This window comes from Microbacterium sp. CJ77, from assembly GCF_002911615.1.
Lineage (GTDB): Bacteria > Actinomycetota > Actinomycetes > Actinomycetales > Microbacteriaceae > Microbacterium.
This window is the reverse complement of record NZ_PQBR01000015.1, coordinates 120,446-134,284: the sequence shown is the minus strand read 5'-3', so window position 1 is coordinate 134,284 and position 13,839 is coordinate 120,446. Positions and strand designations below refer to the sequence as shown.

At 69.4% G+C, this 13,839-nt stretch carries 13 protein-coding genes; 9 read left to right on the top strand and 4 right to left on the bottom strand.

What is annotated here, in order from left to right:
- From thrC to C2868_RS09780, 5 genes are all read left to right on the top strand, one after another.
- Positions 1–1,086, top strand: coding sequence for a threonine synthase (thrC, locus tag C2868_RS09800; RefSeq protein WP_103663202.1), 1,086 nt, complete (start codon positions 1–3; stop codon positions 1,084–1,086).
- Between the two features lie 79 nt (positions 1,087–1,165).
- Entirely contained in the window at positions 1,166–2,092 is a 927-nt protein-coding gene (gene thrB / locus C2868_RS09795) for a homoserine kinase (RefSeq protein ID WP_258034427.1), read from the top strand.
- A gap of 134 nt (positions 2,093–2,226) precedes the next feature.
- Positions 2,227–4,491, top strand: a complete 2,265-nt coding sequence (gene rho / locus C2868_RS09790) for a transcription termination factor Rho (protein WP_232711137.1) — start codon at positions 2,227–2,229, stop codon at positions 4,489–4,491.
- Positions 4,492–4,517: 26 nt separating this feature from the next.
- A complete protein-coding gene (gene prfA / locus C2868_RS09785) occupies positions 4,518–5,591 on the top strand; it encodes a peptide chain release factor 1 (RefSeq protein WP_103663217.1) in 1,074 nt (357 codons plus the stop codon).
- A gap of 157 nt (positions 5,592–5,748) precedes the next feature.
- Positions 5,749–6,156 carry a phage holin family protein gene (locus C2868_RS09780; RefSeq protein ID WP_103663200.1) on the top strand — a complete coding sequence of 136 codons (408 nt, stop codon included), beginning with the start codon at positions 5,749–5,751 and terminating at the stop codon, positions 6,154–6,156.
- Between the two features lie 139 nt (positions 6,157–6,295).
- On the opposite strand, the gene C2868_RS09775 is transcribed toward C2868_RS09780, so the two are convergent.
- The 4 genes from C2868_RS09775 to cysK all read right to left on the bottom strand — a co-directional run bounded on the left by C2868_RS09775 (position 6,296) and on the right by cysK (position 10,274).
- Positions 6,296–7,891 carry a hypothetical protein gene (locus tag C2868_RS09775; protein ID WP_103663199.1) on the bottom strand — a complete coding sequence of 532 codons (1,596 nt, stop codon included), beginning with the start codon at positions 7,889–7,891 and terminating at the stop codon, positions 6,296–6,298.
- On the bottom strand, positions 7,873–8,616 hold the full coding sequence (locus C2868_RS09770) for an ABC transporter ATP-binding protein (protein WP_100810308.1): 744 nt from the start codon (positions 8,614–8,616) through the stop codon (positions 7,873–7,875). The genes C2868_RS09775 and C2868_RS09770 overlap by 19 nt, the downstream gene beginning before the upstream one ends.
- A 139-nt stretch (positions 8,617–8,755) precedes the next feature.
- Positions 8,756–9,334, bottom strand: coding sequence for a serine O-acetyltransferase EpsC (gene epsC / locus C2868_RS09765; protein ID WP_100810309.1), 579 nt, complete (start codon positions 9,332–9,334; stop codon positions 8,756–8,758).
- A gap of 1 nt (position 9,335) precedes the next feature.
- Positions 9,336–10,274, bottom strand: a complete 939-nt coding sequence (cysK, locus tag C2868_RS09760; RefSeq protein WP_100810310.1) for a cysteine synthase A — start codon at positions 10,272–10,274, stop codon at positions 9,336–9,338.
- Positions 10,275–10,443: 169 nt separating this feature from the next.
- Between cysK and prmC the strand changes: the two genes are divergently transcribed.
- The 4 genes from prmC to C2868_RS09740 all read left to right on the top strand — a co-directional run bounded on the left by prmC (position 10,444) and on the right by C2868_RS09740 (position 13,814).
- Positions 10,444–11,334: a peptide chain release factor N(5)-glutamine methyltransferase gene (gene prmC, locus C2868_RS09755; RefSeq protein WP_103663216.1), complete on the top strand. Its 891-nt coding sequence runs from the start codon at positions 10,444–10,446 to the stop codon at positions 11,332–11,334.
- A 100-nt stretch (positions 11,335–11,434) separates the two neighbouring features.
- On the top strand, positions 11,435–12,124 hold the full coding sequence (locus C2868_RS09750; RefSeq protein WP_100810311.1) for an L-threonylcarbamoyladenylate synthase: 690 nt from the start codon (positions 11,435–11,437) through the stop codon (positions 12,122–12,124).
- Positions 12,121–13,296, top strand: a complete 1,176-nt coding sequence (locus tag C2868_RS09745; protein ID WP_181003417.1) for an MraY family glycosyltransferase — start codon at positions 12,121–12,123, stop codon at positions 13,294–13,296. The genes C2868_RS09750 and C2868_RS09745 overlap by 4 nt, the downstream gene beginning before the upstream one ends.
- Positions 13,293–13,814: a hypothetical protein gene (locus C2868_RS09740; RefSeq protein ID WP_051512886.1), complete on the top strand. Its 522-nt coding sequence runs from the start codon at positions 13,293–13,295 to the stop codon at positions 13,812–13,814. The genes C2868_RS09745 and C2868_RS09740 overlap by 4 nt, the downstream gene beginning before the upstream one ends.
- Positions 13,815–13,839: the final 25 nt, after the last annotated feature.

Sequence of the window (13,839 nt, the reverse complement as noted above, 5' to 3'; positions counted from 1 at the left end):
ATGGCACACCTCTGGCGCGGAGTCCTCCGCGAATACGCCGATCGGCTGGGCGTCACCGACGCGTCGACCGTCGTCACCCTGGGCGAGGGTGGCACCCCGCTGCTGCCCGCCCCGGCACTCTCGCGGCTGACGGGCACGGATGTCTGGGTCAAGTTCGAGGGCATGAACCCGACCGGGTCCTTCAAGGACCGCGGCATGACCGTCGCCCTGTCGCGTGCCGTCGAGCACGGCGCCAAGGCCGTCATCTGCGCGTCCACCGGCAACACCTCGGCCTCCGCCGCGGCCTACGCCGCCCACGCGGGCATCACCGCCGCGGTGCTGGTGCCCGAGGGCAAGATCGCGATGGGCAAGCTGAGTCAGGCCGTGGCCCACAACGGCAAGCTCATCCAGATCCGCGGCAACTTCGACGACTGCCTCGAGATCGCGCGCGAGCTGGCCGACAACTACCCGGTGCACCTCGTCAACTCGGTCAACCCCGATCGCATCGAGGGCCAGAAGACGGCCGCCTACGAGGTCGTCGAGCAGCTCGGCGATGCCCCCGACTTCCACCTCATCCCGGTCGGAAACGCGGGCAACTACACCGCCTACTCGCGCGGTTACCGCGAAGAGCTCGACCGCGGCGTCTCCACCCGGCTGCCCCGGATGTTCGGTTTCCAGGCCGCGGGCAGCGCCCCGCTCGTCCGCGGTGAGATCGTCCGTCACCCCGAGACCATCGCCAGCGCGATCCGCATCGGCAACCCCGCCTCGTGGGAGCTGGCGCTCGAGGCGCGCGACGCGACCGACGGATGGTTCGGCGCGATCGACGACGACCGCATCCTCGCGGCCCAGAAGCTGCTGTCGGGCGAGGTCGGCATCTTCGTCGAGCCCGCCTCGGCGATCAGCGTCGCGGGTCTGCTCGACCGGGTCGACGCGGGCGTGATCCCGAAGGGGGCGCGCGTCGTGCTCACGGTCACGGGTCACGGACTGAAGGACCCGCAGTGGGCCCTGCGCCGCGAGGACGGTTCGCAGGTCGAGCCGATCGTGGTCGACGCCGAGACATCCGAAGTCGCCTCCGTGCTCGATCTCGTCCCCCAGTCGATCGCGTGAGTGGGGCGACCGCGTGAACACAGCCCCTCGGGCTACCGACCCCGCCCCGCGGACAACAACGGCAGCCCCGCGGACCCGGGTGGTCCGCGTTCCCGCGACCAGCGCGAACCTCGGGCCCGGTTTCGACACCCTCGGCCTCGCGCTGAGCGTCTACGACGAAATCCTCTTCACCGAGCTGCCCGAACCCGGTCTCGAGGTTCTCGTCGAAGGTGAGGGCGCGGAAGACGTCGCACGGGATGGGTCGAACCTGGTCGTCCGCGCCATCGCCTACGCGTTCGCGGCATTCGGGCAGGAGATGCCCGGGCTGCGGCTCGAGGCGCACAACACGATCCCGCACGGGCGCGGCATGGGCTCTTCGGGGGCGGCCGTCGTGTCCGGGCTCGTCATCGCCCGCGCGCTCCTCGAAGGCACGGTCGAGGTCACGGACGACGACCTGCTGCGCCTGGCGACCGAGCTGGAGGGGCACCCCGACAACGTCGCCCCCGCTCTCTTCGGCGGTCTGACGATCGCGTGGATCACCCCCGAGGGTCCGCAGCACAAGAAGCTGCTCGTCCACCGCGGCGTCGCACCGCTGGTCTTCGTCCCCGGCTTCACGATGTCGACATCCCTCGCCCGCAGCCTGCAACCGTTGAGCGTGCCGCGCGAGGATGCCGTGTTCAACGTCTCGCGATCGGCCCTGCTGATCGCCGCGCTGACACAGAGCCCCGAGCTGCTGCTCGCCGCCACAGAAGACCGACTGCACCAGGAGTACCGTGCCGAGGCCATGCCCGAGACGCTCCGCATCGTGCGGGCGCTGCGCTTGGCCGGGTTCGCCGCCGTCGTGTCGGGCGCGGGTCCGAGCATCCTCGTCCTCGCGGACGGTCCGGGGCGGCGCCTCGAAGCCGCCGACGTCGTCGCACGCGAGGCCGACACCGCCTGGGACGCCCTCATGCTGGCCGTCGACTTCAAAGGTGCTACAGTGAGGGAACACACGGAGGGTGCCACACAGCCATTTTCGGCTGGGTGAATCTGGCCTCCGATCGCAATCTGCGAAGCACTGCATGCCCCCCGAATCTTTCTTCATTCTTTCGGCGTGGGCGGGTGTCCGCCGCGGCGACATCGCATGCAGTCGTGTTCATTCACACGTGCAAGGGAGTACTCGTGGAGTCAATCTCCGAGATCCAGACCGGCGCCACCCCCATTCAGGGTGAGCAGACCGGTGACATCGCGCCCGAGGGCGCACAGACCACCGAAGTGGCACCTCAGGACGCCGCTCCTCAGGAAACGGCGCCTCAGGATGCCGCTCCTCAGGATGCCGTTCCTCAGGACGCCGCTCCTCAGGAAACGGCGTCTCAGGATGCCGCGCCCGTCGAGTCGGCACCCGAGCAGGGTTCCGCCGCGGCCGACGCATCCGCACCGGACGAGGCGCCCGCCGCGAAGCCGCCGCGCGCTTCGAAGCCGTCGCGTGCCTCGAACCGCCGTCGCGTGCGCGAGCTCGCAGCCGACTTCGGTGTGGACGCCAAGCGCGTCATCGCCGTGGCCGCAGAGCTCGGTCACACGCTCAAGACGTCGCAGTCCGCGCTCGACGCCGAGGTCGACGCTCAGGTCTCCGCGGCCCTCACGGCTGCGGCCCTGACGTCGACGACGGATGCCTCGGCCTCCGACTCGTCCGCCGCCGCGGAGCCGAGTGCCGAGACGGCCGAGGGTGCCGCGAGCCCGTCGCCCGACGAGGCCCCGGCGATCACGCCGCCGTCCGATTCCGCAGCAGCGGGGTCCGACGTCGAGGGCACCGAGGCATCCGCGTCGTCCACCGATAACGCCCAGAACGACGGCGGCGCCCAGACCGATGGCGAGGGCGGCGAGCAGACGGGAAGTCGTCGGAGCCGCAACCGCAACCGCAACCGCAGCCGCGGTGGTCGTGATGCGCAGGACGGCCAGGACGGCCAGCCCGCTCAGACAGACCAGGCCGGCCAGGGCAATCAGAATCAGGGCGGCCAGAACCAGGGCCGTCAGGCCAAGGGCGACCAGAACCAGGGCAGCCAGAACGCCCAGGCCGGTCAGAACCAGGGCAACCAGAACCAGCGTGGACAGAACCCGCAGCGTGGTCAGAACGCGCAGGCTCAGAACAACGGCCCCGTGGACGACGACGACAACACGCAGGGCGGACGCGGCCGAGGCCGCGGTCGCACCAAGCGCTCGCCCGGCACGCCGATGGACGAGTTCGAGACCGAGATCGGCGACGACGACGTTCTCATCCCGATCGCCGGCATCCTCGATGTCCTCGACAACTACGCGTTCGTGCGCACATCCGGCTACCTGCCCGGCCCGAGCGACGTCTACGTCTCGCTCGGCCAGGTCAAGAAGTACAACCTGCGCAAGGGCGACGCCGTCGTCGGCGCGATCAAGCAGCCGCGCGAGGGCGAGCACCAGGGGCGTCAGAAGTACAACGCCCTGGTCAAGGTCGACGCGATCAACGGCCTGTCGGTCGAAGACGCGGCGACGCGTGTCGAGTTCGGCAAGCTCACGCCGCTCTACCCGCAGGACCGCCTGCGCCTCGAGACGGCGCCCGAGAAGCTGACGCAGCGCATCATCGACCTCGTCGCGCCCATCGGCAAGGGCCAGCGCGGCCTCATCGTCGCGCCTCCGAAGGCCGGCAAGACGATCGTGCTGCAGCAGATCGCCAACGCGATCGCGACGAACAACCCCGAGGTCCACCTCATGGTCGTGCTCGTCGACGAGCGCCCCGAAGAGGTCACCGACATGCAGCGGACGGTCCGCGGAGAGGTCATCGCCTCGACGTTCGACCGCCCCGCCGAAGACCACACGACGGTTGCCGAGCTCGCCATCGAGCGTGCCAAGCGCCTGGTCGAGCTCGGTCACGACGTCGTCGTGCTGCTCGACTCGATCACGCGCCTCGGCCGTGCCTACAACATCTCAGCGCCGACCTCGGGTCGCGTGCTGAGCGGTGGTGTGGATGCTTCGGCGCTGTACCCGCCCAAGCGCTTCTTCGGTGCCGCGCGCAACATCGAGAACGGCGGATCGCTCACGATCCTCGCGACCGCGCTCGTCGAGACCGGGTCCAAGATGGACGAGGTCATCTTCGAGGAGTTCAAGGGAACGGGCAACAGCGAGCTGCGCCTCTCGCGTCAGCTCGCCGACAAGCGGATCTTCCCGGCCGTCGACGTGAACGCATCCTCCACGCGCCGCGAAGAGATGCTGCTCTCGGCCGACGAGGTCAAGATCACGTGGAAGCTCCGACGTGCCCTCGCGGGCCTCGACCCGCAGCAGGCCCTCGAGGTCGTGCTCGGCAAGCTCAAAGAGACGAGCTCGAACGTGGAGTTCCTCGTGCAGATGCAGAAGTCGATCCCGGCGCCCACGACGGGCGCGCACGGCAGCAGCCACGGGCACGACAACAACATCCGCTGATCGGGGACGCTGTGTCCGAGCCCGGGATCTTCGACTCCGTTCGCGGCCTGATCGACGAGCACCGGCGGGTGCAGGAGGAACTCTCCGACCCCGCCGTGCACGCCGATGCGGGCCGTGCCAAGCGCGTCAATCGACGCTACGCCGAGCTGAGCCGGATCGTGGCCGCGTACGACGCGTGGACCGCGGCATCCGATGACCTTGCGGCGGCGCGCGAACTCGCGCGCGAGGATGCGGCGTTCGCCGAAGAGGTTCCCGGACTCGAAGAGCGGGTCGACGCGGCGCAGGAGCGCCTGCGTCGCCTGCTGATTCCGCGCGACCCCGACGATGCGCGCGACGTGATCATGGAGATCAAGGGCGGCGAGGGCGGTGCCGAGAGCGCCCTCTTCGCGGCGGATCTGCTGCGGATGTACATGCAGTACGCCGCGTCCAAGGGCTGGAAGACCGAGCTGCTCGAGCGCACCGAATCGGACCTCGGTGGATATAAAGACGTGCAGGTCGCGATCAAGGGATCCTCGGCCGATCCCGCGCAGGGCGTCTGGGCGCACCTGAAGTACGAGGGTGGCGTCCACCGCGTGCAGCGGGTGCCCGCGACCGAGTCGCAGGGGCGCATCCACACGTCGACGACCGGTGTGCTGGTGTTCCCCGAGGTCGATGAGCCCGACGAGGTCGAGATCAATCAGAACGACCTCAAGATCGACGTGTTCCGCTCGTCCGGTCCCGGTGGTCAGTCGGTCAACACGACCGACTCGGCCGTGCGCATCACGCACCTCCCGACGGGCATCGTCGTGTCGATGCAGAACGAGAAGTCGCAGCTGCAGAACCGCGAGGCCGGCATGCGCGTCCTGCGCGCCCGCATCCTCGCGCGGCAGCAGGAAGAGATCGCGGCCGCGGCATCCGATGCCCGCAAGTCGCAGATCCGCGGGATGGATCGCTCCGAACGCATCCGCACCTACAACTTCCCCGAGAACCGCATCGCGGACCACAGGACGGGCTACAAGGCGTACAACCTCGACCAGGTGATGGACGGTGCCCTCGGCCCCGTGATCGACTCCTGCATCGCGGCGGACGAGGAAGAGCGCCTCGCCTCGCTCGGCACCTGATACGTCCGCCCGACCGGCGCGCCGCGCGCTCGCCGTCGGCAACCCTCCGAACGGTCGCGACACGCCGCACGAGCACCGTGGCACACGGCGAGTCGCGACCGTTCGCGCAGCACGTCCCGCCTGGGCAGGTCATGCTTTGACGCGATAGGGTCGCCACGTGATCGCCTTCGTCATCCGGAGCCTCATCTTCGTCCTGTCGGCCGCCCTGGGGCTCCTCGTCGCCGACTGGGTGCTGCCCGGTTTTCAGATCCAGTGGCACGAGTGGTGGGGCTTCGTCATCTGCGTGCTGATCTTCGCGGTGCTGCAGAGCGTGCTCGCGCCCTGGATCGCGAAGATGGCCCGCCGGTATGCGCCGGCACTGCTCGGCGGCATCGGCATCGTGTCGACCTTCGTGGCCCTGCTCGTCGTCGTCCTCCTGCCGATCGGGGGCCTGCGCATCACGGATGCGATCTCGTGGGTACTCGCGCCCGTCGTGGTGTGGCTCATCACGGCGCTCGCGACCTTGTTCCTGCCGATGATCTTCCTCAAGAAGAAGGTCGTCGAGGCGCGCGAGTCCCGTCCCTGACGGAGGCGTGTCGGCCGAGGACTAAGAACCCGCGCTGCACCGCCATCGCCCCTCGAGACCCTTCGCGAACGGACGCGACACGCCGTGCGCATCGGCTCCACACGGCGTGTCGCGTCCGTTCGGCGCGTGCTCCCGAGCCCTAGCTGCCGGACGCCGCTCGCACGCGCAGCAGGAGATCCGGCGCGGTCCGGTCGAGGATGCGCCCGCCGATCTGGATGCCGAGGATGAAGAACACGACGCCGAGCACCACTCCCACGATCAGCGCGAGCCATCCGACGAGCGCGTCGCCCGTGACGGCGACCAGGACGGCCAGCACGATCTCGGGTGCCGCCAGCAGGGCCGCCAGCACCCACACGCCCAGGAAGCCCAGGAAGATCGAGAAAGTTGCGCCGGGAACCCGCTTGAACGGGTTGTCGCCCGGCGCGGGAACCGGCACGATCAGGTAGGCCGAGCTCACGGCGCAGACGCCGTATGCCGTGAGGAGCATGCCGATCGCCGACCCGATGATCGCGGGGGCCAGGTGCCAGTCGCCCGTGATGGCGATCGTCACGACCGCCGTGACGACGACCAGCGGAAGCCCGACGGTAGCGGCGCCCAGCATGCGCCCGAGCCGGTCGGCACGACCGCGCACACCGGTCGCGACGATCGTTCCGAAAGCCGTGCCGTCGTACGACACGTCCGCGTACGGCACGATTCCGAGCACGAAGGCGACGAACGTGGCGCTGAAGGCGATGAACGTGTTGGACATGTCGCCGCGCGCCCAGAACACGACGAGCACGGGCACGAGTGGCACGGTGATGAGCTGTCGCAGATACCGCGGGTCGTGCACCCAGTAGGTGAGGGAGCGGGCCCAGCTGGCGCCCGTTCCGCCGGTCGGCAGGCGACCGAACCATCCGAGCTTTCCGGCCGCCACCTGGCGTCCGCCGCGTGCCGGGGGCGCGATGAGAGACGCGGAGAGGCTGCGATACCAGATGAACCACAGGAGCGCGATGCTGCCGATGGCGATCAGCAGCTTGGCGCCCGCGACGAGCGGTGCACCGGAGGCGAGATCGCCCGGCGCCGACCACGCGGCCGCGAGGGGCGTCCACGAGACCGTTTCGAGCACGCCGCCGAGCGCGCTCAGATCGTCGGACGGCCCCGAGGCCGCCCGGATCAGCCCGCCGATTCCGGCGATGATCGGTCCCGCGAGGATGAGCACGATGAAGGCGACCATGCCGATCACCTCGCGGATGCGCCGACCGCCCGTCATCCCGCCGGCGATCGCGGCGAAGGCGCGGGATGCGATGACGCAGAGCAGGATGCCGAGGGGAACGCAGACGACGGCCGCCGCGAGAGCGATCGGCCACCGCCACCAGGCGACGAGGCTGGCGAGACCCCCGAGCACCGTGGCGAGGCCGGGGACGCCGGTCAGTCCCGCGGCCGTCAGCGCCACCATCATCCGTCCCGTCGTGAGCGGGAACGTCGCGAGACGGGACGGATCGAGGGTCGTGTCGATGCCCGCCGCGAAGACGGGTGCGAGCACCCAGCCGAGCGTCAGCAGGCCCCCACCCGCGATCAGCACGAGCCGTGTCACCTCGAGGCCGAGGGCACCGACGAAGAACAGCCCGAGCGCGATCAGGCCGACGGCGCCGATGGCCCAGAGCGTCCCGAAGATGAACCCGACGAGCTGCCACGGATGGCGGGAGAGAGTATTGCCGAGGACCCGGAACCGGATCCTCAGGAGAGTCGCAACCACTCCGGGCCCTCCGTGTGGTGACGACCGCCGACGAGTTCGACGAAGCGGTCCTGCAGGGTCGCGTCTCCGCGCACCTCGGCGACCGTGCCGGCGGCGAGGACGCGCCCGGCCGCGATGACGGCGACGTGGTCGCACATCCGCTGCACGAGGTCCATCGAGTGGCTCGACACGATCACCGTGCCGCCACCCTTCGTGTAGTCGCGCAGGATGTCCTCGATGTTTGCGGCCGAAACCGGGTCGACGGACTCGAACGGTTCATCGAGGACGAGGATGCGGGGGGCGTGGACGAGCGCGCAGGCCAGGGCGATCTTCTTGGTCATGCCGGCCGAGTAGTCGACGACGGGTGTTCCGGCGGCCGGGGTCAGGTCCATGATCCGGAGCAGGTCTGCCGTGCGGGCCGCGACCTCTGCGTGCGACAGGCCGAACATCATGCCGGTGTACGTCACCAGCTGCTCACCTGTCAGCCGGTCGAAAAGGCGCACGCCGTCGGCGAGGTTGCCGATCATCGCCTTGGCGCGGACGGGCTCCGCCCACACGTCGACTCCGTGGATGAAAGCCCGTCCGGCATCGGGTCGCAGGAGCCCCGTCGCCATCGAGAGCGTGGTGGTCTTGCCCGCTCCGTTCGGCCCGACCAGACCGTAGAAAGACCCCTCGGGAACCACGAGGTCGAGCTGATCGACCGCGGTCTTCTCGCCGAATCGCTTGACGAGGCCGATCAGCTGCATCGCGAGGGCGGGGCCAGGGGTGGAGGATGGTGGCGGCGCGGCCGCGGAAGGAGTCGGCGAAGTCACCACTTCACGCTACGTGTTCACCCGTAGCTGGTATATCAGTCGTTCGGTGTGTCGCGGGGGTGGGCGGGACGGATCAGATCGAGTATTCCGGTGCGGTCAGCAGCGCGCGGGTGTCTTCTCCGGGGCGACGGGCACGAGCTTTGGCCGGTATGCCGACGAGCACCGAGTTCGCGGGTGCGTCGCGGGTGACGACGGCGTTGGCGCCGACCGCCGAGTCGTCGCCGATCGTGACGGGTCCGAGGATCTTCGCGCCGGCCCCGACGACCACACGGTCGCCGAGGGTGGGGTGCCGCTTGCCGCCCTCGCGCTGGCGGCCGCCGAGCGTCACGCCGTGGTACAGCATGACGTCGTCGCCCGCCTCGACGGTCTCGCCGATCACGACGCCCATGCCGTGGTCGATGAAGAAGCGGCGTCCGAGTCGCGCGCCGGGGTGGATCTCGATGCCGGTCAACCACCGCGTGAGCTGCGACAGCGCGCGCGCCAGGAACTTCGCGCCCCGCACCCACAGGCGGTGATGGATGCGATAGGCCCACACGGCATGGAGCCCCGGATACAGCAGGGCGATCTCGAGGTCACCGCGTGCCGCGGGATCCCGCAGGCGAGCGGCCGCGACATCCTCGCGGACGCTCAGCCAGGCGGAACGCAGGCCCACGTCAGTCCTCGCGCAGGTGCTCGTAGAGAGCGGTGGAGAGGTAGCGCTCACCGGCCGAGGGGACGATGACCACGATGTTCTTGCCGGCGGCTTCGGGGCGGGCGGCGATCTGCAGGGCTGCCCAGATGGCGGCGCCACTGGACATGCCCACGAGGATGCCCTCGTCGGTCGCAACCTTGCGGGCGACCTCGAGGGTGTCTTCGAACGAGACGTCGATGACCTCGTCGATGACGTCGCGGTCGAGGATCTCGGGTACGAAGTTCGGGCCGATGCCCTGGATCTTGTGCGGGCCGGGGTGACCCTTCGTGAGGATGGGGGAGTCGGCCGGCTCGACGGCCACGATCTGCACGCCCGGCACGCGCTCCTTGAGCACCTGGCCGACGCCCGTGATGGTGCCGCCCGTGCCGATGCCGGCCACGAAGTATCCGATGTCGCCGTCGGTGTCGCGCAGGATCTCTTCGGCGGTCGTCTTACGGTGGATGGCGGGGTTCGCCTCGTTCTCGAACTGGCGGGCCCAGATCGCGCCCGGTGTGTCGGCGACGATCTGCTTGGCGACGTTGACGGCCTCCGACATCCCCTTCGTGGGGTCGGTGAGCACGAGCTCGGCGCCGAACGCCTTCAGCAGCATTCGCCGCTCCTTCGACATCGAGGCGGGCATCGTCAGGATCACCTTGTAGCCGCGGGCGGCGCCGACCATGGCGAGGGCGATACCGGTGTTGCCGCTCGTGGACTCGACGATCGTTCCGCCGGGCTTCAGCTCGCCGGATGCCTCGGCCGCATCGACGATCGCGATACCCAGGCGGTCCTTCACGCTCGAGACCGGGTTGTAGAACTCCAGTTTTGCGAGCACCACACCCCCGAGTCCCTCGGTCACGCGGTTGAGGCGGACGAGCGGGGTGTTTCCGAATGCGGAGGTGATGTCGGGGTGGATACCGGCCATGGGCGTGCCTTTCGCGATGGTGCAGGTGTCTCGGGCGGAAGCGGTGCTTCGGCGTCGACCTCGACGCACTCCCACGAGCCTAGGCGAGGCCCATCGGGGTCGGCGCGATTGTGACGATTCCGCGGATTCGCGGCTCGGCGGAGCGGCCCCCGGTAATGTGGTGGCGCTCATGCCCCCCTCCGAAAACCCCCCTCCTTCCGCGCGCGCGCTTTCGCCCCTGCTGCGCGAGGCCGCCGAGCGACTCGCCGCGGCGGGCATCGCCGACCCCGGGGTCGATGTCGAACTCCTCGCCGCGCACGTGCTCGGCACGAGCCGCGGGGGAGTGCAGGCCGCCAGCATCCGGGGCGATGAGATCGAGAGCGCGGATGCCTCGGCGTTCGACGAACTCGTCGAGCGGCGAGCCGCGCGGGTTCCGCTGCAGCACATCACCGGGTATGCCCCGTTCCGGCGTCTGGTCCTGAAGGTCGGTCCCGGGGTCTTCGTGCCGCGCCCCGAGACCGAGATCGTCGCGCAGTTCGCGATCGACTCGCTCGGTGCCGCCGCGTCACCGACGCCCATCGCGGTGGACCTCGGTACGGGCAGCGGCGCGCTGGCGCTCGCTCTCGCGACCGAGGTGCCGCACGCGATGGTCTACGGCGTCGAGAAGTCGCCGGATGCCTTCGTCTGGGCGAAGGGCAACGCGGAGTTCGTCGGGGCGACGAACGCGCGGATCGTCCGAGGTGACCTCGACACGGCGCTCTCCGACCTCGACGGCACGGTCGATGTCGTCGTCTCGAACCCCCCGTACGTTCCGGACGACGCGATCCCGCGCGACCCCGAGGTCCGCTTCCACGACCCCGAGGCCGCGCTCTACGGCGGACCCGACGGCCTGGACGTCGTGCGGCGCGTGAGCCGCGCGGCCCTGCGCCTGGTGCATTCCGGGGGAACGGTCGTGATCGAGCACGGCGAGTGGCAGGGCGCGGCGGTGCGAGACATCCTGACGGCGGACGGATGGCGCGCGGCCGCGACGCATCCGGATCTGACGATGCGCGACCGCGCGACCACGGCGCTGCGTCCCTGAGGCGAACGCGCGCGCGGCTCGCGGCGTCTGCGCGAATCGCGCGGGACGGGGATGGCATCGGGCGGGCGACGCGGATGCCCCACCGTAGACTTGGCGGGACATGTCCGACATCTTCGACTGCCGCGACGAGGCGCAGCTCCTCGCGGGCCTGCGGCACGCGCGACGTTCTATCGCGCGCGGTGAGCTCGTCGTTCTGCCGACCGACACGGTCTACGGTGTGGCGGCGGATGCCTTCGACCCGGCCGCTGTCACCGCTCTGCTGGCCGCGAAGGGGCGCGGTCGCCAGTCGCCCCCGCCCGTCCTCGTCTCGGGCGCACCGATGCTCGCGGCGCTCGTCAGCGAGGTGCCCGAGCCCGTCGAGCGGTTGATCGCCGAGTTCTGGCCCGGCGGGCTCACCATCGTGCTGCCGAGCCAGCCCTCGCTCGCGTGGGACCTGGGCGAGACGCACGGCACCGTCGCGGTGCGGATGCCCGACAATCGCGTCACCCTCGACCTGATTCAGGATGCAGGGCCGCTCGCGGTCTCGAGCGCCAATCTCACGGGTCGTCCGGCCGCGACATCCGTCCTCGAGGCGGAACGGATGCTGCGCAGCAGCGTCAAGGTGTACCTCGATGACGGACCGTCGAACACGGGTGTCGCGTCCACGATCATCGATGCCACCGCGCTGGCCCGCCACGAGAAGGACGCGCGGGTGCGGGTGCTGCGCGAGGGCGCCGTGTCTTTCGAGCGACTGCGCGAATCGCTGGGCGAGCTCCTGGGCGACTCCCTCGAGTCGGGTGCCACCGCGTGAAGCAGTACATCTTCACCATACTTTTCACGGCATTCCTGACGTTCGCCCTGTCGTGGGCGGTGTGGCAGCTGAGCATGCGGTTCAAGCTGTACCCCGGCATCCGCGAGCGTGACGTGCACAAGACCCCGACGCCCCGGCTCGGCGGGGTCGCGATGTTCTTCGGCATCGTCGCGGCCTTCGTCGTGTCGCGCGCCAACGACTACTTCAATCCGTTCTGGTCGGCCCCGCAGCAGATCTACGGAATCCTCGGCGCGATGCTGCTGATCGTCGTCGTGGGTGTGATCGACGACCTGTGGGATCTGGACTGGCTCATCAAGCTGGGCGCGCAGTTTCTCGCCGCGGGGCTCATCGCGGGCGTCGGGGGACTGCAGATCTACTCGCTGCCGATCGGCGGACTGACGGTCGGCTCGAGCTGGGTCAGCTTCACGCTGACGGTCTTCTCGATCGTCATCGTCATGAACGCGGTCAACTTCATCGACGGGCTCGACGGTCTCGTGGCCGGCGTCTGCCTGATCGCGAACGGCGTGTTCTTCGTCTACTCCTACCTGTTGCTGCGTGAGTTCGCGACGAACAACTTCTCTCTCGCCACCTTCATCGCCGCCGTGCTGGTCGGAGCGTGCCTGGGCTTCCTGCCCCTGAACTGGACGCCCGCGAAGCTCTTCATGGGCGATTCGGGTGCGCTGCTGCTGGGCTTGCTGATGGCGACATCCGCCATCGCGATCACCGGTGCCATACCGCCGGGCGCACTCGACCCGGAAGACTTCGGTCGCTCGCAGCTGCTCGGTGCGTTCATCCCGATCGTCCTGCCGATCGTCGTCGTCCTGCTGCCCCTGCTCGACTTCGGGATGGCGGTGCTGCGCCGCCTGCGCGCGGGCAAGAGCCCGTTCTCGCCCGACCGCAAGCACCTGCATCACCGCATGCTCGACATGGGCCACAGCGACCGCGACGCCGTGCTGATCTTCTACGCCTGGACCGCGGTCATCAGCCTCGCGGTGCTGCTCATGTTCATCGCCGAGCGCAACCAACTGTCCTACTGGATCGGGGTCGGCTTCGCCGCGATCGGCGCCGCGGCGTGCCTCGTCCTGACGTTCATGCCCTCGAGGCGCCGCCGGCGTGAGGCGGACCCCCGCACCGCCGAAGAGATTCTGACCCCCGTGGAGGAACTGCCATGAAGAAGACACGCTCATCCCCGCCCTCGGACCGGGTCGTCGCCAGCACGCCCATTCTCGCCGCGACACTGCGCTGGAGCGTGATACTCACGGCGGCCCTCATCGTCGTGGGCGTACTCGTCGGCTTCAGCGTGGCCCAGGCGGACGGGGCGCTGAGCGCCCTCTCGGGGGTGCTGACCGCCGCCGTCTTCCTCGGCATCACGGCCATCAGCATCCTGATCGCCAACCGCTGGTTCGGCGACCCCCTCTTCGTCCCGATCTTCTTCGGCATCGTGCTGGGCGGCTGGCTGCTGAAGTTCGTCGTATTCATCGTCGTCCTGCTGGTGCTGCGCGGGCAGGAGTGGATCGTCCCGCCCGTCTTCTTCATCGGACTGGTCGCCGGAATCGTCGCCTCGCTCGTGGTGGACGTCGTCGTCATGCTGCGGATGCGACTGCCGTACGTGAGCGATGTGACGTTGCCGGGGGATAGCAGTGCCCCTGAAACCCCGCAGGCCATCACGAAGCCGCCCGCGGATTCGTGACCTGCCCAGATCCTTGATAGGGTTG